Origin of the sequence: Kluyvera genomosp. 3, assembly GCF_011765685.1 — a bacterium.
Taxonomy (GTDB): Bacteria; Pseudomonadota; Gammaproteobacteria; order Enterobacterales; family Enterobacteriaceae; genus Kluyvera; species Kluyvera georgiana_A.
Genome location: NZ_CP050321.1, coordinates 1,085,488 through 1,107,552, shown reverse-complemented (window position 1 = coordinate 1,107,552; position 22,065 = coordinate 1,085,488). Strand labels below are relative to the sequence as shown.

Annotated in this window: 18 protein-coding genes; 11 read left to right on the top strand and 7 right to left on the bottom strand. The window is 57.9% G+C overall.

All coding sequences use genetic code 11. The features are described from left to right. Positions 1-10: 10 nt before the first annotated feature. From hypF to GY169_RS05215, 4 genes are all read right to left on the bottom strand, one after another. The gene (hypF, locus tag GY169_RS05230) at positions 11-2,236 is read right to left on the bottom strand and encodes a carbamoyltransferase HypF (protein WP_167575161.1); all 2,226 of its coding nucleotides are present in this window, start codon (positions 2,234-2,236) and stop codon (positions 11-13) included. A gap of 4 nt (positions 2,237-2,240) precedes the next feature. After that, a complete protein-coding gene (gene fdhF, locus GY169_RS05225; RefSeq protein WP_167575159.1) occupies positions 2,241-4,391 on the bottom strand; it encodes a formate dehydrogenase subunit alpha in 2,151 nt (716 codons plus the stop codon). 35 nt (positions 4,392-4,426) lie between these two features. After that, a complete protein-coding gene (gene hydN, locus GY169_RS05220) occupies positions 4,427-4,972 on the bottom strand; it encodes an electron transport protein HydN (RefSeq protein WP_064543184.1) in 546 nt (181 codons plus the stop codon). A gap of 144 nt (positions 4,973-5,116) precedes the next feature. Further along, positions 5,117-6,130: a LacI family DNA-binding transcriptional regulator gene (locus GY169_RS05215; RefSeq protein WP_163446273.1), complete on the bottom strand. Its 1,014-nt coding sequence runs from the start codon at positions 6,128-6,130 to the stop codon at positions 5,117-5,119. Between the two features lie 262 nt (positions 6,131-6,392). Here GY169_RS05215 and ascF point away from each other — a divergent pair, with 262 nt between their 5' ends. After that, complete coding sequence (ascF, locus tag GY169_RS05210; protein ID WP_163446274.1) at positions 6,393-7,850, top strand: PTS cellobiose/arbutin/salicin transporter subunit IIBC; 1,458 nt, start codon at positions 6,393-6,395, stop codon at positions 7,848-7,850. 20 nt (positions 7,851-7,870) lie between these two features. Continuing rightward, the gene (locus tag GY169_RS05205; RefSeq protein ID WP_163446275.1) at positions 7,871-9,295 is read left to right on the top strand and encodes a 6-phospho-beta-glucosidase; all 1,425 of its coding nucleotides are present in this window, start codon (positions 7,871-7,873) and stop codon (positions 9,293-9,295) included. A gap of 762 nt (positions 9,296-10,057) precedes the next feature. Here GY169_RS05205 and GY169_RS05200 read toward each other — a convergent pair. After that, positions 10,058-10,825, bottom strand: a complete 768-nt coding sequence (locus GY169_RS05200) for a phytanoyl-CoA dioxygenase family protein (RefSeq protein WP_167575157.1) — start codon at positions 10,823-10,825, stop codon at positions 10,058-10,060. 159 nt (positions 10,826-10,984) lie between these two features. Here GY169_RS05200 and GY169_RS05195 point away from each other — a divergent pair, with 159 nt between their 5' ends. After that, positions 10,985-11,806: a helix-turn-helix transcriptional regulator gene (locus GY169_RS05195; RefSeq protein WP_167575156.1), complete on the top strand. Its 822-nt coding sequence runs from the start codon at positions 10,985-10,987 to the stop codon at positions 11,804-11,806. 2 nt (positions 11,807-11,808) lie between these two features. On the opposite strand, the gene GY169_RS05190 is transcribed toward GY169_RS05195, so the two are convergent. Further along, complete coding sequence (locus GY169_RS05190) at positions 11,809-12,153, bottom strand: nitrous oxide-stimulated promoter family protein (RefSeq protein WP_167575154.1); 345 nt, start codon at positions 12,151-12,153, stop codon at positions 11,809-11,811. 64 nt (positions 12,154-12,217) lie between these two features. Next, entirely contained in the window at positions 12,218-12,505 is a 288-nt protein-coding gene (locus tag GY169_RS05185; RefSeq protein ID WP_167575153.1) for a SelT/SelW/SelH family protein, read from the bottom strand. Positions 12,506-12,710: 205 nt separating this feature from the next. On the opposite strand from GY169_RS05185, the gene GY169_RS05180 reads away from it, so the two are divergent. The 8 genes from GY169_RS05180 (at position 12,711) to tnaB (ending at position 22,036) form a co-directional block, all read left to right on the top strand. Continuing rightward, a complete protein-coding gene (locus tag GY169_RS05180) occupies positions 12,711-15,065 on the top strand; it encodes a TonB-dependent receptor domain-containing protein (RefSeq protein WP_167575152.1) in 2,355 nt (784 codons plus the stop codon). A gap of 61 nt (positions 15,066-15,126) precedes the next feature. After that, the gene (locus GY169_RS05175; RefSeq protein WP_167575151.1) at positions 15,127-16,158 is read left to right on the top strand and encodes a hemin-degrading factor; all 1,032 of its coding nucleotides are present in this window, start codon (positions 15,127-15,129) and stop codon (positions 16,156-16,158) included. After that, positions 16,155-16,970: a hemin ABC transporter substrate-binding protein gene (locus tag GY169_RS05170; protein ID WP_167575150.1), complete on the top strand. Its 816-nt coding sequence runs from the start codon at positions 16,155-16,157 to the stop codon at positions 16,968-16,970. Before GY169_RS05175 ends, GY169_RS05170 begins: the two co-directional genes overlap by 4 nt. Then, positions 16,970-17,965 carry a FecCD family ABC transporter permease gene (locus GY169_RS05165; protein WP_167575149.1) on the top strand — a complete coding sequence of 332 codons (996 nt, stop codon included), beginning with the start codon at positions 16,970-16,972 and terminating at the stop codon, positions 17,963-17,965. The genes GY169_RS05170 and GY169_RS05165 overlap by 1 nt, the downstream gene beginning before the upstream one ends. After that, on the top strand, positions 17,958-18,737 hold the full coding sequence (locus GY169_RS05160; protein ID WP_167575148.1) for a heme ABC transporter ATP-binding protein: 780 nt from the start codon (positions 17,958-17,960) through the stop codon (positions 18,735-18,737). The genes GY169_RS05165 and GY169_RS05160 overlap by 8 nt, the downstream gene beginning before the upstream one ends. Before the next feature lie 189 nt (positions 18,738-18,926). Continuing rightward, positions 18,927-19,004, top strand: a complete 78-nt coding sequence (gene tnaC / locus GY169_RS23595; protein ID WP_074398737.1) for a tryptophanase leader peptide — start codon at positions 18,927-18,929, stop codon at positions 19,002-19,004. A 254-nt stretch (positions 19,005-19,258) separates the two neighbouring features. After that, a complete protein-coding gene (gene tnaA / locus GY169_RS05150) occupies positions 19,259-20,674 on the top strand; it encodes a tryptophanase (RefSeq protein WP_167575147.1) in 1,416 nt (471 codons plus the stop codon). A 114-nt stretch (positions 20,675-20,788) separates the two neighbouring features. Beyond that, a complete protein-coding gene (tnaB, locus tag GY169_RS05145) occupies positions 20,789-22,036 on the top strand; it encodes a low affinity tryptophan permease TnaB (RefSeq protein WP_167575146.1) in 1,248 nt (415 codons plus the stop codon). Positions 22,037-22,065: the final 29 nt, after the last annotated feature.

Below are 22,065 nucleotides of genomic sequence, written 5' to 3'. Positions count from 1 at the left end.
AATAACTCCTTTAAAGCTGATGACGAGCTGCCGCAATCACGGCCTGCCCGTATGAAATCGCCCCATCACCCGCGGGTAAGCGCTTCGGAAAGAGCAAAGTGAAATCGTGTAAATAGTGCATTAACCGCGCTCGCAGCAGCGCGTTGTGCAGCACGCCGCCGCCAAACGCCAGCGTGGAAATTGCCGCTGGTTCAGCATGTTGACGCATTAAGGCCGCCACACCGCACGCCAGCGCATCATGAAACGCCCAGGCTTTTTGCGCAGGCGTCGCCTGCCAGCGCAGCCACGTTTGCCAAAAGGTGGCGAGGTCTAGCTGGCCTTCACGCACCGGCATCGTCACCGGATGAGCGACGCCCGGGCAGGTGGTCGCCAGCGCCTCCAGCCGACACGCCGCCTCGCCTTCATAGCTCAGCATCTGCGGCGCGCAGCCCAGCGCGCAGGCTACCGCATCAAACAGGCGGCCACAGGAAGAGGCCAGTGGGCTATTCAACCCTCGCGCGATCGCCTGCCTCAGCAGCGGCCAGTTTTGTTGTTGCAGCGGTTGGGTTTCAGCGAAGGTCTGCCAGTCGGGAACGAACGCCAGACAGTGGGCCAGCAGATTGCGCCACGGCTGCTTCGCCGCCAGGTCAGCGCCCGGCAGCGCCACCGGCGGAAAGCCGCCCAGATGCTCGCATTCCCGGTAGGTCACGCGCAGGCACTCGCCGCCCCACAGCGCGCCGTTCTCGCCCATTCCGATACCGTCCAGCGCCATCGCAATAACCTCGCCCCCGTCGAGCGGCCAGTCGTGCTCGGCCAGACAGGCGGCGATATGCGCATGGTGGTGCAGCACGCGTTGCTGTGGTAATGAGCTAGCATCTGCCCAATGTGAGGAACGGTAGCCACGGTGCGCGTCGGCGACGACGGCCTGCGGCGTAAAATCGTATATCGCCTGCATTAATCCCAGCGCCTGCTGCCACTGGCTTTCAACACCGTCGTCGGTCAGATCGCCAAAGTGCTGGCTGACGACCGCCTGATCACCACGGACCAGGCAGAAGGTGTTTTTCATATCAGCACCAAGACACAGCATGGGCGGCACGTGATGAAAGCCCGGCGGCAGCGGCAGCGCATCCGGCACAAAACCGCGTGAACGGCGCAACATTTCTCCGCTCTGGCGCACCACCGAGTCATCCATGCGCTGGACGATATCGCGGTTATGCAGCAAAAAACCGTCGGCGATGGCGGCGAGATCCGCCAGCGCCTGGTCATTGCTGAGGGCGGGCGGTTTGCCGCTCAAATTGCCGGAGGTCATCACCAGCGGGCGACCCAGCGCCTGCATCAGCAAATGCTGGAGCGGGTTGGCGGGCAGCATCACGCCCACCTCAGCCAGATCCGGCGCGATAAGGTCACAAAGCCCCGTCACACGCGCTTTATCCACCAGCACAATCGGCGCGGCGGGCGTGTTCAACAGCGATCTTGCGTCGATTGGCAGCGCGTCGCTATTCGGCAGCATCACCGCCAGCGGTTTCGCCGGGCGATGCTTACGGGCACGCAGCCGTTCAACAGCGAGTTCGTTGCTGGCATCGCAGGCCAGGTGAAAACCGCCAATCCCTTTCACGGCGACGATGCCGCCAGCGTTCAGCAGCGCGACGGCGGCCTGAAGCGCGTCCTCTTTCTGCGCGCATTGGCTACCGCTAAGCCACGTCAGCCACGGGCCGCATTCGCCGCAGGCCACCGGCTGGGCGTGAAAGCGTCGATCATACGGGTTGCGATACTCCCCCTCGCACTGGGGGCAAAGCGGGAATGCCGCCATCACCGTGAAAGGCCGGTCATACGGCATAGCGTGAATAATGGTAAAACGTGGCCCACAGTGGGTGCAGTTGATAAACGGGTAGCGGTAGCGCCGCTCCTGCGGGTCGTTCATTTCCGCCAGACAGGCCGGGCAGGTCGCCGCATCGGGAACAATTTGCGTGCTCATCGCCCCGCTCCCGCTCTGACGGATAGTAAAGTCGGTCGGGATGGTCGGCCAGTCAAACGGCTCAACCTGGGTACTGTCGATGCGTGCAAGCGGCGGGCAGTACTGGTACAGCGCGGCGATGAAGTCCGCTTCATCGCCGTACAGGCGCAGCAGAACCCCGGCGCTGTCATTACAGACATCGCCCAGACAGCCGCGCTGCTGCGCCAGCTGCCAGACGAAGGGGCGGAAACCCACCCCCTGTACTTTTCCGCAGATGCGGATCTGCACGCCGTTTGCGTTCATCTGATTACCCGTTAATTGCCGCTTTCAGCCGCGTTTTCATCGACTGATAGCTGTCCAGCGCAAAGGTTTCCGCCCAGTTCTGATCCTCAATCGGCTCAACCTTGACCGCACAGTACTTGGTTTCCGGTGTTTTCGAGATAGGATCAAGATTATCCTGCGTGAGTTCGTTGCACGCACCGATCCACCACTGATAAGTCATATACACGCTGCCGCGGTTGATACGTTCGCTCACGCAGGCGCGGCTAATTACCTTGCCGCGACGCGAGGCAACCCACACCAGTTGCTTATCATGGATACCAAGCAGTCTGGCATCCTGCGGGTTCATCTGCACAAAGCCGGGTTCATCGGCGAGCGATTGCAGCGCCGCGCAGTTGCCGGTCATCGAGCGACAGGAGTAGTGCCCCACTTCGCGCACGGTGCACAGCACCAGTGGGAAGTCGGCATCCGGGGTTTCCGCCGGCGCGCGCCACGGCGCGGCGAACAGATGGCCTTTGCCGTCCGGCGTAGCAAACTGATTACCTTCATACAGGTACGGTGTGCCGGGATGATCGAGCGTTGGGCAAGGCCACTGCACGTGGCCCATGTCACCCATTTTTTCGTAGGTCACGCCGTAGAACAGTGGGCACAGCTCGCGCATTTCGTCCCAGATTTGCTGGTTGTCGTCGTAGTGCATCGGATAGCCCATTTCGCTGGCGATCAGGCTGATAATCTCCCAGTCGCGCTTGACGTTGTACTTCGCGTCGATGGCTTTATCGAAGCGCTGGAAGCCTCGGTCAGCGCAGGTAAAGACGCCGCCGTGCTCGCCCCAGGAAGTGGCTGGCAGCAGCACGTCAGCCTGTTCGGCGGTTTTGGTCATGAAAATATCCTGCACCACCACGAAATCGAGCGCTTCGAAGCCTTTGCGTACCAGCCCTAAATCCGCCTCGGTTTGCAGCGGATCTTCGCCCATGATGTAGTAGGCTTTAATCTTGCCTTCCATCGCCAGATGCGGCACTTCGGTAATGCGCACGCCGACTTTGTCGTCCATCAGGCTGGCATCAATCCCCCAGGCATTGGCGAATTTTTCACGCACCTGCGGGTCCGTCACGTCCTGATAGCCAGGGAACTGATTTGGCAGCACGCCCATGTCACACGCGCCCTGCACGTTATTCTGCCCACGCACCGGGCCAACGCCGACGGCTTCGCGCCCAAGGTTACCGGTCAGCAGCGCCAGGCTTGCCAGCCCTTTCACCACGTCGACCGCCTGGCCGAACTGGGTGACGCCCATGCCCCACATGATGGTCGCCGACGGCGCCGCCGCATAAGTGCGCATCGCCTGACGAACCTGTGCGGCAGGAATACCGGTTAGTTCTTCCACCGCTTCGGGCGCGTAGTCTTTAACGACTTCACGCATTTCATCCAGCCCGGTGGTGTAGCGCGCAACATACTCTTTGTCGTACAGCTCTTCTTCCAGCAGCACATGGGCAAAGGCATTCACCAGCGCCATATTGCTACCGTTACGCATTTGTAGGTGCTGGTCGGCGATGCGCGCGGTTTCAATTTTGCGCGGGTCGCAGACGATAATTTTCGCCCCCTTATCTTTGGCTTTAATCACGCGCCGCGCCACGATCGGGTGCGAATCCGCGCAGTTGTAGCCAAAGACCAGCAGGCAACGGGAGTTTTCAATATCGCCGATGCTGTTGCTCATCGCGCCGTTACCCAGCACTTCCTGCAACCCGGCAACCGATGGGCCGTGGCACACGCGGGCGCAGCAATCGACGTTATTGGTATGCAGCACGCCGCGGGCGAATTTCTGCATCACATAGTTGGTTTCATTACCGGTACCGCGCGATGACCCGGTAGTCATAATGGCGCGCGGCCCGTATTTGGCTTTGATCTCACTCAGCCGTTTCGCGGTGTAGCGAATGGCCTCATCCCAGCTCACGGGGGTGAATTTGCCCCCTTTTTCATAGCGGATCATCGGCTGCGTCAGACGCGGCGTCAGCAGTTGGGTATCGTTCAGAAAATCCCAACCGTAGTAACCTTTCAGGCACAGCTCATTCTGGTTCGTTTGCCCGTCAGCCGCCTCGGCGCGAATAATTTTACCGTGGTCGACGACCAGCTTCAGTTTGCAACCAGCACCGCAATAAGGGCATACACTCGTGATTTTTTTCATCAGTAACAGACCTGTTAAAAGAGAAATAGGGATGATTAAAGAGAGATAGACGCAGCGCTTTCCAGCGCGGCGCGACGACGTTTTTCCGCGCTAAGCTGTTCCAGCTTGTTGCGGTCTACGCAGAACAACGCGTGGGTCGGGCACGCTTCCATACAGGCAGGGCCTTCTTCACGGTGGAAGCAAAGGTCGCACTTGTTGGCTTCCGCTTTTTCCGCACGCACCTTCAGACCCGCGCCGCTGTCGCGCACAACCGGACGCACCACCACTTCCATGGCGCCGTACGGGCAGGCCACCACGCAGGTTTTGCAGCCAATGCAGCGCTCCTGCATCACGTGGATAAACCCTTTGTCGCGAACAATCGCGCCGTTCGGGCAGACGTTGGCGCACGGCGCGTCTTCGCACTGGCGGCAGGCGGTGGCCGTAGAAACATCTACGCCCTTAATAACGTGAATACGCGGCAGGAAAGACTGTGGCGTCAGCGCGGCGCAGTCCTGATCCTGCTGGTGAGAAACCACGCAGGCGACTTCGCACGTACGGCAGCCAATACATTTACTCGCATCAGCGATGATGAAACGGTTCATCAACTTCTCCAGCTATGACAGTGATTGCGCGGGAGAATGCATTATTCGAGCCAACTTTTACTTAGTTGATTTGTAAAGGTATTTACTGAGGTGACTTTGAGAATGGGCTGTCATCGTCACTAATGACGATGACAGCTGACGACGTTAGCGATGCGGCCCTGCCACGATGGACTCGCGCTCGATTAATTCGCCGGGGAAGGTTTGTTGATATTTAAAATCGCCGCCGTCGAGCATAAAAATAAGACGGTGAATCGTCTCTTTAATCATTTCCGTAACCGGAATACGCACGCTCGAGAGGGACGGAATCATATACGGCGCTAACGCAATATCGTCAAAACCAATCACCGATACCTGCTGCGGCACCGCTATTCCGTGAGCATGAAGCCGCTTGATTGCCCCCACCGCCATATCATCGTTACTGGCCACCAGCGCGCTGAATGTCACCTGCCTTTCACGCAGAATATCGACACCTGCCGCGCCGGTGGCGGGCGTCCATTTTCCTTCCACAATCAGCTCATTACGTAGCGTAATGCCGTGTTTCGCCAGCGCATCCTTATAGCCGGAAAGACGCTCAACGCCGGTCGGGGAATCCAGCGATCCGGTAATAAAGGCAATATCGCGATGGCCGAGCGTAATTAATTTTTCCACCGCCTGTTGGCTGGAGGATTTTTGATCGCAATAAACGCAGTGGCTGCTATTTCGGCGCAGACGACGATTAATGACCATCACCGGCTGTTGCTGCTGCTGAATAATATCGTCAATTTCGTCGACGCTTAAAAAACGTGGATAAATAATAATGCCATCACAGCGCAAATCGAGCAGATACTGAATCGCCTCACGTTCCTCTTCGGCGCTGTGTTTACCGTCCGCGAGTACCAGACGACGCCCCTGATCTTCCGTCATGCTCGCCGCGTGATACAGCAGCTCGCTGAAGTACACGCCGTGGTAGAGAGTGTTGGTCACCACCAGACCGAGCGTCTGCGTTTTTTTAGTGGCCAGATTACGCGCCAGAAGATTCGGCCGGTAGCCGCTCTCTTCGATGGCCAAAAACACCCGGTCTTTCGTCTCCTGACTGACATAACCGTTGCCCGATAGCACCCGGGACACGGTGGCTTTCGATACGCCCGCCCGTCGTGCCACCTCTAGCATCGTCGTCATATTCATACCTTTGAGAAATTATCTGTCCGCAGTGTACTGCACCGCCTGGCGATTTTCAGCAATGGTGAAACGGGTGAATCTTTCATCAGGGTTATTTCCTGTGATCGGTTTCACGAATCAATCAAAAACAAAACTTAGATCTTGTAGCAACAAAATAAACACATGATGATTATGTGGAACCGGTTTCCTATGCAGCGTTTCATCTTTTGAACCATTCAGGAGATGAACCATAAGTACCTTACTGATAAAACAGGATTTTCCGATGGCTAAAAATTATGCGGCTCTGGCGCAATCTGTGGTGAGCGCGCTTGGCGGCGTGGAGAATATCTCCGCAGTCACCCACTGCATGACCCGTCTACGCTTCGTACTGAAAGATGACACGTTGGTCGATAGCGCCACGCTTAAAGGCATCAGCGGCGTGATGGGCGTGGTACGCACCGACAGCCAGTGCCAGGTGATTATTGGCAACACCGTCTCGCAGGCCTTCCGTGAAGTGGTCAACTTGCTGCCGAACGACATGCAGCCAGCCGCTCCGGTCGGGAAACCGAAGCTGACCCTGCGTCGCATTGGCGCCGGGATCCTCGATGCGCTGATCGGCACCATGTCGCCGCTGATCCCGGCGATTATCGGCGGATCGATGGTTAAGCTACTGGCGATGATCCTCGAAATGACCGGCGTGCTGCCAAAAGGCGCGCCGACGCTTACTATTCTGACCGTCATCGGCGACGGCGCCTTCTTCTTCCTGCCGCTGATGGTCGCCGCCTCTGCGGCGGTGAAATTCAAAACCAACATGTCGCTGGCGATTGCTATCGCCGGGGTGCTGGTCCACCCGAGCTTTATTGAACTGATGGCGAAAGCCGCGCAGGGTGAGCACGTCGAGTTTGCCTGGATTCCTGTGACCGCGGTGAAATACACCTACACGGTGATCCCGGCGCTGGTGATGACCTGGTGCCTCTCGTACATTGAACGCTGGGTCGACAGGATTACGCCCGCCGTGACCAAAAACTTCCTCAAACCCATGCTGATCGTGCTGATCGCCGCGCCGCTGGCGATCCTGCTGATTGGCCCGATTGGGATCTGGATCGGTAGCGCCATCTCCGCGCTGGTGTACACCATTCACGGCTATCTGGGTTGGTTGTCGGTCGCCATTATGGGGGCGCTGTGGCCGCTGCTGGTGATGACCGGGATGCACCGCGTCTTTACCCCAACCATCATTCAGACCATCGCCGAAACCGGTAAAGAAGGGATGGTGATGCCGTCAGAAATCGGCGCCAACCTGTCGCTCGGCGGTTCGTCGCTGGCGGTCGCGTGGAAAACCAAAAACCCGGAATTACGCCAGACCGCGCTGGCCGCCGCCGCGTCCGCCATTCTGGCCGGCATTTCGGAACCGGCGCTGTACGGGGTCGCCGTACGCCTGAAGCGTCCGCTGATCGCCAGCCTGATTAGCGGCTTTATCTGTGGCGCGGTCGCCGGTATCGCCGGGCTGGCCAGCCACTCCATGGCCGCGCCGGGGCTGTTTACCAGCGTGCAGTTCTTCGACCCGGCTAACCCGATGACCATCGTCTGGGTGTTCGGCGTGATGGCGTTGGCGGTGGTGCTGTCGTTCGTACTGACGCTGATCCTCGGCTTTGAGGACATTCCGGTAGAAGACGCCGCCGCCGAAGCACGCAAACGTCAGGCAAGTGCGCCAGTCAACGCCGCAGCCGCACAGATTTCATAAATTTATTAGCGAGGTAACGCATGTCGACATTTCCGCAAGGATTCCTCTGGGGCGGCGCCATTGCCGCCAACCAGGCAGAAGGCGCCTATCTTGAAGGCGGTAAAGGGCTGACCACCGTGGATATGATCCCGCACGGCGTCAACCGTCTGCCGGTCAAACTGGGCCAGGAGAAGCGTTTCGCCCTGCGCGATGATGAGTTCTATCCCAGCCACCAGGCGATCGACTTCTATCATCGTTATAAAGAAGATATCGCGCTGATGGCGGAAATGGGCTTCGGCGTATTCCGCACCTCCATCGCCTGGAGCCGTCTGTACCCGAACGGCGACGAACTGACGCCGAATGAGGAAGGTATCGCTTTCTATCGCGATCTGTTCCGCGAATGTAAAAGGTACGGTATCGAACCGCTGGTGACGCTGTGCCACTTCGACGTGCCGATGCACCTGGTGACCGAGTACGGCTCGTGGCGTAACCGCAAGATGGTGGAGTTCTTTACCCGCTACGCCCGCACCTGCTTTGAAGCATTCGACGGGCTGGTGAAATACTGGCTGACCTTCAATGAAATCAACATCATGCTGCACAGCCCGTTCTCCGGGGCCGGGCTGGTGTTCGAAGAAGGCGAAAATCAGGATCAGGTGAAGTACCAGGCCGCGCACCACGAGCTGGTGGCCAGCGCGCTGGCCACCAAAATCGCCCATGAGATCAACCCGCAGAACCAGGTAGGCTGCATGCTGGCGGGGGGCAACTTCTACCCCTACTCCTGCAAGCCGGAAGACGTGTGGGCGGCGCTGGAGAAAGATCGCGAGAACCTGTTCTTTATCGATGTGCAGGCGCGCGGCCGCTACCCGGCCTACTCGGCTCGAGTGTTCCGTGAGAAAGGCGTGACCATCGCCAAAGAAGCTGGCGACGATGAAGCGCTCAAGCATACAGTCGACTTTGTGTCGTTCAGCTACTACGCCTCACGCTGCGCATCGGCGGACATGAATGCCAACAACACCAACGCAGCCAACATCGTGAAGTCGCTGAAGAACCCGTACATTGAGGCCAGCGAATGGGGCTGGGGTATCGACCCGCTCGGCTTACGTATCACCATGAACATGATGTACGACCGCTACCAGAAGCCGCTGTTCCTGGTGGAGAACGGTCTTGGCGCGAAGGACGTTGTCAACGCCGATGGACAGATCGACGACGATTACCGCATCAGCTATTTACGCGAACATATCCGCGCGATGGGCGATGCCCTCGAAGATGGCGTGCCGCTGATCGGCTACACCACCTGGGGCTGCATTGATCTGGTGGCGGCATCGACGGGAGAGATGAGCAAGCGCTACGGATTCGTGTACGTCGACCGCGATGACGCGGGCAACGGGACGCTGGCGCGGACGCGTAAAAAATCGTTCTGGTGGTATAAGAAGGTGATTGCCAGCAACGGGGAAGATTTGGCGTAATGGCCCCGGAGCGTTGACGCGAGCGGCCACGCCCCCGCAATTGTCTCTTATACACAGCTCCCCGGCGACAGTGATCAGTTAGGAGGGAGATGTATTTGGATTGATCACTCCGTTGCGCTCCTTTTCAGCTCTCGCCACATAAATTGTACGGGCGCAGGGAGCGCGCAAGGGGCGGCCAATCGCCGCCGCCCCCTGTCCCCCCGGGCTCTGGCGGCAAAATCGCCGCTTCGCGGTCCCCTCAGCTTATCCCTTACGGCTCTCGGGTCGGGCGCGAGGTAACGTCCCTGTAAAGCCGCGCCCTCAGCCCACATCCCTGTGGGCTGCCCCGGCCTTCAGGGAACGCTTCGGCGATTTAGACGCCACCAACACCAGTGCGGTCTTTTAATTAACAGCAAAAACCAGAGCCACTGAAACCAATGAGTCCCCGCTGGAAATCGGCGAACCGGAGAATGGAAGACAAGGTCAGGACGCCATGGATGGCGTCCTGAGGCGAACCGATACAGGACGTCAAGTTTCGCCGTGCCGCAGGCTGGAGTTCGTAGGTGAGCGTAGTGCGAAGCACCGATTTCCCCGCGGGGCCGCGGGGATTGTCAAGGGGGGCGCGGCCGCCCCCCTTGACCCGTTCACCGGTGATAGAACGTCATATTCCACCCAACGTAAAGTGAACGGAACCTTGCACCTTACTAACAGATATCAGGTCTTGTCTCTTGAATTTGTGTATAAGAGACAGCCCCACAAAGGATGACGGAACTACTCGAAACGCTACTCCACATCCAGCAACCACTTCTGCGCGGGCGTCAAGCGGCTGGCGGTTTCCGGGGTGAGCCAACGGCGCTGATCCTGCTGCGCGGCGTCTGCCCGGTCGATGTACAAGCCGTGTAGCACGCGACGACGCGAACCTTCGCGGTTAGTCGTGCCGCCGTGCCAGGCATGGGCGTTGTAAATCATCACGCTACCCGCCGGGGCTGCAAAAATCACTTCATCCGGATGCGGCGCTTCCACATCGTCCAGCACCTCCTCCGGCAGCTCAGGACGCAGGTGCGTGGCGGGGATAATACGCGGTGCGCCGTTCGCGGCGGAGAGATCGTCAATTGCCCAGATCGTGTTCACCAGATGCACTTTCGGGAAGTCCGGACGCGGCTTTTTCCAGTCGGCGTGCAGCGGTTGGTGTCCGCCGTTGTACAGCGCCTCACGGGCGTTGAGGCTGGAAACTTTAAACGCGCCCCCAAAGATATAGCGGCACGCTGACAGAACCAGCGGATGCGCCCACACTTTCTCCCACACCACGCCCTTGTTCACCAGATTGGCAACACGCGTCGCCGTCTCTTCCTGGTGATGTTCCACCGCCAGATTCTCACCTTCGCGTTCCACCAAACAATCAATTCGCTCGCGCATCGCGGCCAGCCAGTCGGCATCCGCTACGCCGTGAACGATCGTATAGCCCTGGGTATCCAGCTCATGTTTCATCGTGGCTGACAGTTCGCCGTTGGCGCCCAATGCATCCAGCCAGAATGCCGCTTGCTTGTCCATATCGCCTCTCTTTTGTTAACCATTTCACAACATGTATGAAAAGTTACTGCAGGCGTGGCCGCCATTCTGTATGAGATAGCTACACAACGCTGGATTTTTGTGTACAGCAAAATAAAGTGTGATGAGACTCAAAATCCAGAATAACAACAGGACATGAGCATGTCAGAACCAACCCTCGTCCCCGTGCTGAAACAGCTGCTTACCCGGCAGAACGAGCTCGTGGTGCGTTTTCCGCAAATATCCCAGCCCGCGCCGGAGCTGGCGATGAGCGTATCATTTCCCCGCCTTGAGATTGTGCTGGAAGGCGAGCTGGCGGATGGCTGCCTGGAAGCACCGCTTGGGCCGCTGCATGCGCTGTATATTCCCGGCGGGCGCTGGAATGCCCCGCAGTGGCACGGCCCGGCGACGTCGCTGAGCATTCTGTTCAGCAAACAAAAACTGGGCTTCAGCCTTCAACGCTTCGACGGTAAAAAATTCGTTGAGATCCGCAAGCAGCACGTGGCGCGACTCGGCCCGCGGGTGGGATCGTATCTACTGCTGGCAATGAATGAGCTGGCGATTCGCCCGGTGATGCCCACCACGCAGATAGTCCTCAGCGGCCTGCTCAGCCACTGTATCGATCAACTGACCCATCTGGCGGATACGGTCAGCAAAAGCAGAGAATTGTTTCTGGCGATTCAGGAATATATCGACGAACACGCCGCCGAGGCGCTCAGCCGAGAGACGGTGGCGAAGAAGTTTCACATCACGCCGAACTATCTGTCGCACCTGTTTCAGAAGTCCAGCACCGTCGGCTTTAACGAATACCTCACCGCCGTGCGCCTGGAGTTGGCAAAGAAATTACTGCGCGGCTATGAGCTGAAAATTAAAGAGATTGCCCACCACTGTGGCTTTGAGGACAGCAACTACTTTTGCCGCATCTTCCGCAAGCATACTGCCCGCTCGCCGTCGGAGTATCGTCGTCACTGCCGCACCCTTTAAGGCTATTTTTTGCGCCGATATTTCTCCGGCAGCTCGGGAACCGGACGGCGGTCATCAATCAAATGGAGGATCGTGAGCAGCGGGTGACGCCAGAGCATCCGCGGGCCCGCCCAGCGCATAATCTGTTTCATCTCTTCACGCTTTGCGGGTTGATAGCAGTGCACCGGGCACTGCTTGCAGGCCGGCTTTTGTTCGCCAAACACGCATTTATCCAGCCGCTTATCGGCATAATGGTTCAGTGCCAGGTAATGCTCAGCATCGTGCAACGCCTGCGGACAACGGCGCTGATAAAGCGCAATCATGCTGCTGATTGTCCGTTTTTCACGATCGATGCGTTTGCCTGCCATACCCGGTCCCTCACCAATAAAGATGTATTAATAATACACGTTTAATGGCGCGTTCGCAGCCGCTTTATCCTTCGTGCTTATCCACATGGCCCAGCGGTTTTTCCGGGAAGCAAACGTCGCGCACCCGACGCTTGAGCTCGGCGGCGTCCGGGAAGCCGTCGTCACGCTTGCGCTCCCACACCAGTTCATCCCCGACGGTAATGGTAAAAATCCCGCCGGTACCCGGTATCAGCGTTACGCAGGCAATATCGGTACTGAAGGTGTGTAGCAGTTCCTGCGCCATCCAGCTGGCACGCAGCATCCAGTTGCATTGGGAACAGTAGGTGATGGTAACTGCCGCTTTCTCGGTCATCGCTATCTCGGGAGAGTCAAAAAACAAAATTGTAATCAAATTGTTGCATGCAAGCAGATTTATTTGCAAATATTATTGCAAATGATAATACCTATCATTAACATTCGCATTGCATAAAGTTGGAGGGCGTCAAGATGCTTAAGGAAAAGCAGATTCTGGAAGTTACGCGTGAGCCAATACTAATAACGATGAAGGCATGGCAACTATGTACAAATCCATTCAATCAGAGGCGTGGTGCAAGAAAAGCCTACTGGTGACCTCTTTGCTCGCAGCAATCTATCAGACTTCCGCGGGCGCGGCTGAAACACAGGACAAAACCGCCGTCGACAGCGCGGAACAGATGACCGTCACCGCCCCCGCACCGGTACTTAAACCGGGCAGTCAGCAGGCGATAAGCGCGCAGGAGCTTCAGGACAAAGGGGCCAACGATTTTGGTTCCATTATGCGTTATGAACCGCTGATCGGCGCGACCGGTGCCAGCGGCGGATCCGGCAACGGCAAAAGCGGCTTCGACCGCGGCGGCTACACCGGCTACAACATTCGTGGCCTTGAGAGCAACCGCGTCGGCATCGACGTCGACGGCATTGCGCAGCCGAACGCCACCGGCCGCAGCTACGTCAGCCGCGCCGGGCTTAACACCTTCGGCATCGGACGCGACTATATCGACCCGTACATGTACGGCAGCGTGGATATTCAATCTGGCGCGACCGACACCGAGACCGCCAATACCTCCATCGGCGGCAACGTTTCCTTCCAGCCGAAATCGGCGGACGACTATCTGCATCCGGGCAAAACCAGTGCCTTTAGCTACCGCAGCGAGTATGACTCGTCTGACCGCAGCTGGCACAATGGTCTGACGGCAGCGGGCGGCGACGAAACGCTGCGCGGCATTTTTGTCTACAGCCGCCGCGATGGCCAGGAGACCACCACCAACAGTTCGAGCGTGGACGCGTTCCCGGCGAACTGGCACTCCGACGCGTTTATGGCCTCTGGGATCTGGCAACCTAACGATCAGCACAAACTGACCAGCACCCTCGACTACTACCATAAAACCAACCACACCCACTACGATGTGTGGAACGACAGCGGTAGCAAAACCATCGGCGACGCGCAGCAGACCAGCCAGACTCGCCGCTGGGGTCTGAGCCTCAAAGATGACTGGACGCCGATGAACGACTTCATCGACAGCGCATCGACCAGGGTTTACTACCAGCATACCGAAGCGCACGACCGGACCTATATGCCGGACAGCTTCACCAGCAAGATGCAAACGGTGTACTCCAACTATGACACCGACACCTGGGGTATGCAGACCGCGCTGGCCAAAACCCTCGGCCGCCATGACCTGAGCGCGGGCTTTAACGCCAGCACCACCAAAACCCAGCGTCCGTTCAGCCAGTCACCTATCCCAAGCGTTTACAGCGAGATCATGCAGCCGGAAGCGGACAGCCGCGAGTACACGATCGGCGGCTTCCTGCAGGATCAGATCAACTTCGATCTCGACGGGCATAACTTTGCGGTGATCCCGGGCGTTCGCGTGGTGCATCAGTCTACGAAGCCGGAGAATCTTTCCAGCCTGACCACCAACAGCACGGTACTGACCGAATCCTCGGTGTCGACCCTGTACGGGAAAAACTCGGACACCCAGGCGCTGCCATCGCTGACCTTCCAGTACGACATTACGCCGCGCATGATGACCTACCTGCAGTACAAACGCGGCGCGGAGTTCCCGAACACCAGCCAGCTGTACGGTTCATGGAACCTCGGTTCCAGCTACGCGGGCCGCGGTCAGTACGCGCTGATCGGCAATACCGATCTGAAAACCGAAACCAGCGACAACGTCGAGTGGGGCATGAAGGGTGAAGTGACCGAAGGGATCACCATGCGTACCGCGTTGTTCTACAACAACTATAAAGACTTTATCGCCTATACCCGCTACACCCGTTCCAACAACCCAACCCAATTCGCCAACGTACCGTCGAACATCTACACCATTTATCAGGCGGAAAACCGTGATAAAGCCTATATCTACGGCGGTGAGATCAGCGCGAAGTTCAACTTTGGCACCTGGTTTGAGCAGGTTGACGGCCTGAGCGCAACACTGGCCTACGGCTACAGCGAAGGGAAGTCAAAATCCAGCTACTACGGCGACAAATACGTCGACCTCGATAGCGTTGCGCCGATGAAAGCGATCGTCGGCGTGGCGTGGGACGATCCGTCGAAAGTGTACGGTACCGCGCTGACCGCCACCTTCGTGAAAGGCAAACGCGCCACTGCCACCAACCGTGAGAGCTACACCAACACCGGCAGCGCGATTACCGATTCCACCAGCGAATACATGCGCGTACCGGGCTACGGCATGCTCGACTGGACGGCCTACTGGCGCGTCGCGAAGAACATCCGTATCAACGGCGGCGTGTATAACCTGACCGACCGTAAATACTGGGACTACCTGAGCAGCCGCAACATTGAAACGTCCACCAATCAGGATGCCAACGATAAGTCGCTGGCGGTGATGCCGGGCCGTACCTGGCAGCTGGGCGTCAACGTCGATTTCTGATAACAACATTAACAAAACCTGCCTCCGGCCGCTGGCCGGGGTAATGATAAGGAAGAGAGTTATGCAAAACGCATCAACTGAACTGTGGCAGCGCTATCAGGACGTCAAAGCCAGCGGCGCCGCCAAATACGCTCGCGATATCGCCGCCGTAATGGGGGTGAGCGAAGCGGAACTGACCGCAGCCCGCGTTGGCCACGACGCCGTGCGCCTGCAGGATAATGCGCGCGCGATCCTCGCTTCGCTGGAAAAGGTCGGCGAAACCAAATGCATCTGCCGCAATGAGTACGCGGTGCATGAGCAGGTTGGCGCGTTCACCCACCAGCACCTCGACGGCCACGCGGGCCTGATACTCAACCCGCGCGCCCTCGACCTGCGCCTGTTCCTGAGCCAGTGGGCCAGCGCGTTTCACGTTAACGATGGAGGGCGCGAGAGCATTCAGTTCTTTGACCCGCACGGCGACGCGGTGCTGAAGGTCTATACCACTGACAACACGGACAGCGCGGCCTGGCAGGCGCTGATTGCCGAACAGACCCAATCAATGCCAGCGCCGCTGGCGCTTCGTCCGGTGGAAAACGCGCGCTATGCCGACACGGCCGACGGCGCGGCGCTGGAAAAAGAGTGGCGCGCAATGACCGACGTCCACCAGTTCTTCGCGCTGCTGCGCAAATACAACCTCTCGCGCCAGCAGGCTTTCCGCCTGGTCAACGACGACCTGGCTTGTCGCATCAATACAGATGCCCTGCCTCGCCTGCTGGAGACCCTGCAGCGGGACGGCAATGAATTTATGATTTTCGTTGGCAACCGCGGCTGCGTGCAAATCTTCACCGGCGTGCTGGAGAAGCTGACGCCGATGCGCGGCTGGATCAATATTTTCAACAGCGCCTTCACCCTGCACCTGCGCGAAGAGACCATCGACGAAGTGTGGGTGACGCGTAAACCGACCGTTGACGGTCACGTCACCAGCGTAGAGCTATTTGCCAAAGACGGCACCCAGATTGCCCAGTTGTACGGGCAGCGCAGCGAAGGCCATCCGGAGCAGCAACAGTGGCGCACTCAGGTCGACAGCCTGACGGCGGAAGGCCAGACCGTATGAAACGGCTGCTGATTCTGCTGGCGGCGCTGCCGCTGTTGGCTAACGCCGCCGAGCGCATTATTACCCTCGGCGGCGACGTGACGGAAATCGTCTATGCGCTGGATGCCCAGTCGCAGCTGGTGGCGCGCGACAGCACCAGCACCTGGCCGGCGGCGTCACAATCGCTGCCGGACGTCGGCTATCTGCGCCAGCTCAATGCGGAAGGTATTCTCTCCCTGCGCCCGACGCTGGTGCTGGCCAGCAGCCAGGCGCAGCCGTCGCTGGTGCTGCAAAAGGTGGAAGGCAGCAAGGTGAAGGTGGTGAATGTGCCGGGCGGCTACGATGCGGCGGCGATGGACAACAAAGTCCGGGTGATTGCCGACGCGCTGGGCAAGCAGACACAGGGCGAGGCGCTGCGTAAAACGCTGCATGACGATATGGCGAAAATCCCGGCGCGCCCGCTGAACAAGCGCGTGCTGTTTATCCTCAGCCACGGCGGCTCCGGGGCGCTGGTGGCCGGGCAGCAGACGGCGGCGGACGGCGCGATTAGGCTCGCCGGTTTGCAAAACGCGATGCAGGGCTTTGACCACTATCGCACCATGTCGCAGGAAGGGGTTATTGCCAGTGAGCCGGATCTGGTGGTGATCTCCACCGACGGCCTGAAAGGCATGGGCGGTGAAGCCTCGCTGTGGAAGCTGCCAGGTCTGGCGCAAACGCCCGCCGGGCGCAATAAGCAGGTGTTGGTGATTGACGATATGGCGCTGCTCGGCTTTGGCCCGCGCACGCCGCAGGCGCTGATGGCGCTGCGTCAGAAAGCGGAGCAGACGCACTGATGAACGCGACCGCCTCACGCCCGCTGTGGCTGATGGTGCTGCTGCTCGTGGCCCTGACGCTGTTTGCCACCACGCTCGGCGCGATGCGCCTGCCGCTGGCGAGTATCTGGCCGTCGGGTGATGAGGTACTGCGCCATATCTGGCTCACTATCCGCTTACCGCGCGTGCTGCTGGCGCTGCTGGTGGGTAGCGCGCTGGCGCTCTCCGGCTGCGTAATGCAGGGGCTGTTCCGCAATCCGCTGGCCGACCCTGGGCTGCTCGGTATCAGCAGCGGCGCGGCGCTGGCGGTGGCATTCTGGCTGGTACTGCCGATTTCCGTACCGGTGCTGGTGGCGCTGTACGCGCCGATGCTGGCGGCGTTTATCGGCAGCCTGGCGGTGATGGCGGTAATTTTTGTGCTCAGTAAGGCTGGGGACGGTTCGCTCTCGCGCCTGCTGCTGGTCGGTATTGCGATTAACGCCCTGTGCGGGGCGCTGGTGGGGATGCTGTCGTGGATCAGCAACGATGCGCAGCTACGCCAGCTGTCGCTGTGGGGGATGGGCAGCCTGGGGCAGGCAGAGTGGCCGACGCTGCTGGTCTCCGCCACGCTGATTATCCCATCATCGCTGGTGGTGTGGTGGATGGCCGCACGCCTCAATCTGCTTCAACTGGGCGATGAAGAAGCACACTATCTCGGCGTTAACGTCCGGGTGCTGCAGCGCGTGCTGCTGCTGTGTAGCGCGGTGCTGGTGGCGGCATCGGTGGCGATAAGCGGGGTGATCGGCTTTATCGGTCTGGTCGTCCCGCATCTGATGCGCATGTGGCTGGGGCCGGATCACCGCGGGCTGATCCCCGGCTCGCTGCTCGCGGGTGCCATTCTACTGTTGATTGCCGACACGCTCGCCCGCACGGTTGCCGCGCCGGCCGAAATGCCCGTCGGACTGCTGACCAGCCTGCTCGGCGCGCCGTGGTTCCTGTGGCTTATTTTCCGTCAGGAGAGATCTCCCCATGGATAAACACTATTCTGCCCGCGCGCTGTCGCTGCGTCTGGGCAAACGTCAGGTGATTGATGACATATCGCTGGAGCTGCGGCGCGGCGAAGTCACCGCGCTGATTGGCCCCAACGGCGCGGGAAAATCGACCCTGCTGCGGCTGCTTACCGGCTTTCTCAACGCCGACAGCGGCGAGCAGAACATTGAAGGCAAACCGCTTGCCGAGTGGTCCGCCTCCGCCCTCTCCCGACGCCGGGCGGTGATGCTGCAACGCACGCAGCTGAACGCCAGTTGGCCGGTGGAAACGGTGATCGCCATGGGGCGCGCGCCGTGGGGAGCGGAAGTGGACCCGACGCTTATCCAGCGGGTGATGGCCGAAACCGGCTGTACCAACCTGGCGGGCCGTCTCTATCCGGCGCTCTCCGGCGGCGAACAGCAGCGCGTGCAGCTGGCGCGCAGTCTGGCGCAACTGTGGCGCGACGATGGTCCGCAGGGCTGGCTGTTTCTCGACGAACCGACCTCGGCGCTGGACCTGTTCTATCAGCAGCACCTGCTGCGACTGCTGAAGAAGCTGACCCGCCGCGGCGAGCTGCACGTGTGCATTGTGCTGCACGATCTCAACCTCGCCGCCCTGTGGGCCGACACTATTCTGTTGTTGCATCAGGGCAAGCTGGTCGCCCAGGGCACGCCACAGGAGGTGATTCAGCAGTCAGTGATTCACCGCTGGTACGGTGCCGATCTCAGCATGAACCAACACCCTGACGCGGCGGTACCGCAGGTCTATCTGGCCCCCTAGCGATGGGGCCTTGCGACAGGATGATTGCGTAGGTGATTATTCTGTCATTTATTAAGCTCTGGAAACATAACCCTGCTTTAGCGCGTAGATATAATCAATCGTGACCAGATTCACAATTGAATGCACAGTTAATAGACAAAAAAATAAATTATCATAATGTATGGGCGTGTCTGATGGAGAACATACATTATGAACATCCTGAATAGAACGTATAAAATTTCGAAGTGGTTTAATATTGACAACGTCATCGTCAATCACCGTCCTTAACTCCTCGAACGACTCCACGCCTGTATCATTGTAAATAGTGGTGTAACCGCTATTTCTGATATCCAATAAAAATCTATGCCTTTCTGTTTTATTACAGCGACGCTGCACGCCTTTTTAACGAGCCGTGTAGATTGATGCCGTAATATACCGAGAGCAGAGATGGTATTCGTATTGCGCCAAAAAGTGGTTTTTCATATTTCATGAATAACCAGCGGGGAGCCGCGCGCTAAAAATAAAGATTTAAGGATGACACCATGAATAACTTTAAACATCTGCCAGAACCGTTCCGTATTCGCGTCATTGAGCCTGTAAAACGCACCACCCGCGAACACCGCGAAAACGCCATTATTCAGGCCGGGATGAACCCCTTCCTGCTCGACAGCGAAGACGTGTTTATTGACCTGCTCACCGACAGCGGCACCGGCGCGGTCACGCAAAATATGCAGGCGGCGATGCTGCGTGGCGATGAAGCCTATAGCGGCAGCCGTAGCTACTATGCGCTGTGCAATGCCGTAAAAGATATTTTTGGCTATCAGCACACTATTCCGACGCACCAGGGACGCGGCGCCGAGCAAATTTATATTCCGGTGCTGATCAAAAAACGCGAGCAGGAAAAAGACCTCGACCGCAGCAAAATGGTGGCGTTCTCCAACTATTTCTTCGACACCACCCAGGGTCATAGCCAGATTAACGGCTGTACCGTGCGCAACGTTTATATTAAAGAGGCGTTCGACACCGCCGCGCGTAACGACTTTAAAGGTGATTTCGACCTGCAGGGTTTAGAGCACGGCATTGAAACCGTTGGTCCGAATAACGTGCCGTATATTGTCGCAACCATTACCTGTAACTCGGCGGGCGGCCAACCGGTTTCGCTGGCGAACCTGAAGGCGATGTACGCCATTGCGAAGAAATACGATATTCCGGTGGTGATGGATTCGGCGCGCTTTGCGGAAAACGCTTACTTTATTCAGCAACGCGAACCGGGCTATCAGGACTGGAGTATCGAAGAAATTACCCGCGAAACCTATAAGTACGCGGATATGCTCGCGATGTCGGCGAAAAAAGATGCCATGGTGCCCATGGGCGGCCTGCTGTGCATCAAAGACGACAGCTTCTTCGACGTGTACACTGAATGCCGTACCCTTTGCGTCGTGCAGGAAGGCTTCCCAACCTATGGCGGGCTGGAAGGCGGCGCGATGGAGCGTCTGGCCGTGGGCCTGTACGACGGGATGAATCAGGACTGGTTAGCCTACCGCATCACCCAGATTCAGTATCTGGTCGACGGGCTGGAAGCCATTGGCGTGACCTGTCAGCAGGCTGGCGGACACGCAGCGTTTGTCGATGCCGGTAAGCTGCTGCCGCATATTCCGGCTGACCAGTTCCCGGCTCAGGCGCTGGCCTGCGAGCTGTATAAAGTCGCGGGGATCCGCGCGGTAGAGATTGGTTCATTCCTGCTGGGCCGCGACCCGAAAACTGGCAAGCAGCTGCCGTGTCCGGCAGAGTTGCTGCGCTTAACCATTCCGCGCGCGACCTACACCCAAACGCATATGGACTTTATTATTGAGGCCTTCGAACATGTCAAAGAGAATGCCCACAATATTAAAGGATTAACCTTTACCTACGAGCCTAAAGTGCTGCGCCACTTTACCGCCAAACTGACTGAAGTGTAATTAATCTAAGCGCCAGTGGTTATATCCCGGATATAGCCACTGGCTTATTCATGCCTGGCATTACGATATTCCTGACAACAACAACGCATTCGCCGTTATCAATAAGGGAAAGCCATGGAAGAAGATTCAAATACAAAACATTCCTCATTCTGGGGAATTATGGTGATTGCCGGCACCGTGATCGGTGGCGGGATGTTTGCTTTACCGGTTGACCTTGCCGGTGCCTGGTTTTTTTGGGGCGCTTTTATTCTTATTATTGCCTGGTTTTCCATGCTGCACTCCGGGCTATTATTACTGGAAGCCAATCTGAACTATCCGGTGGGTTCCAGTTTTAATACCATTACCAAAGATTTAATTGGCGCGAAGTGGAATATAATAAGCGGAATCACCGTCGCATTCGTACTGTATATTCTCACCTATGCCTATATTTCGGCAAACGGCGCCATTATCAGCGAAACTATCGCGATCAATTCCGGAACGCACGTTAATCCGCGAATCGTCGGTATCGGCAGCGCGGTGTTTGTCGCGTGTATTCTGTGGGTCAGTTCGCTGGCTGCCAGCCGCATTACCTCTTTATTTCTTGGTATCAAGATCATCGCCTTTATCGTGGTATTTGGATCGTTTTTCTTCCAGGTTGACTACACGATCCTGCGCGATCTCGCCGCACCGGAAGCCAATAAAACCTACCTCCCCTATATTCTGATGGCTGTGCCGGTTTGCCTGGCCTCGTTCGGTTTCCATGGCAATATTCCCAGCCTGATTATCTGCTACGGCAAACGCAAAGATAAGTTGATTAAAAGCATCGTCTTTGGTTCGCTGCTGGCCCTGGTCATTTATCTGTTCTGGCTGTACTGCACGATGGGCAATATCCATCGCAGCAACTTTAAAGAGATCATCGCCTCAGGCGGCAACGTCGACTCGCTGGTGAAGTCATTTTTAGGTACCAATCAGCACGGCATCATTGAATTTTTCCTGCTGATCTTCTCCAACCTGGCGGTTGCAAGCTCCTTCTTTGGCGTGACGCTGGGGCTATTCGACTATCTGGCGGATTTGTTCAAAATGGATAATTCGCCGTCCGGGCGATTTAAGACGCTGCTACTCACCTTTTTACCGCCCGCCGCCCTGTACCTGATTTTCCCTAACGGGTTTATCTACGCCATCGGCGGCGCGGGGCTCTGCGCAACCATCTGGGCTGTCATCGTACCGGCATTCCTGGCGCTAAAATCGCGCGAGCGCTTCCCGGACAAAATGTTCACCGTCTGGGGCGGCAAAGCGATTCCCGCAGTAGTGATTCTGTTTGGCGTGATGGTCATTCTGTGCTGGTTCGGCAGCACCTTTAACCTGCTGCCGAGGTTCGGTTAACACCGCTCCGGCGGCAGGCTGAATTGCCC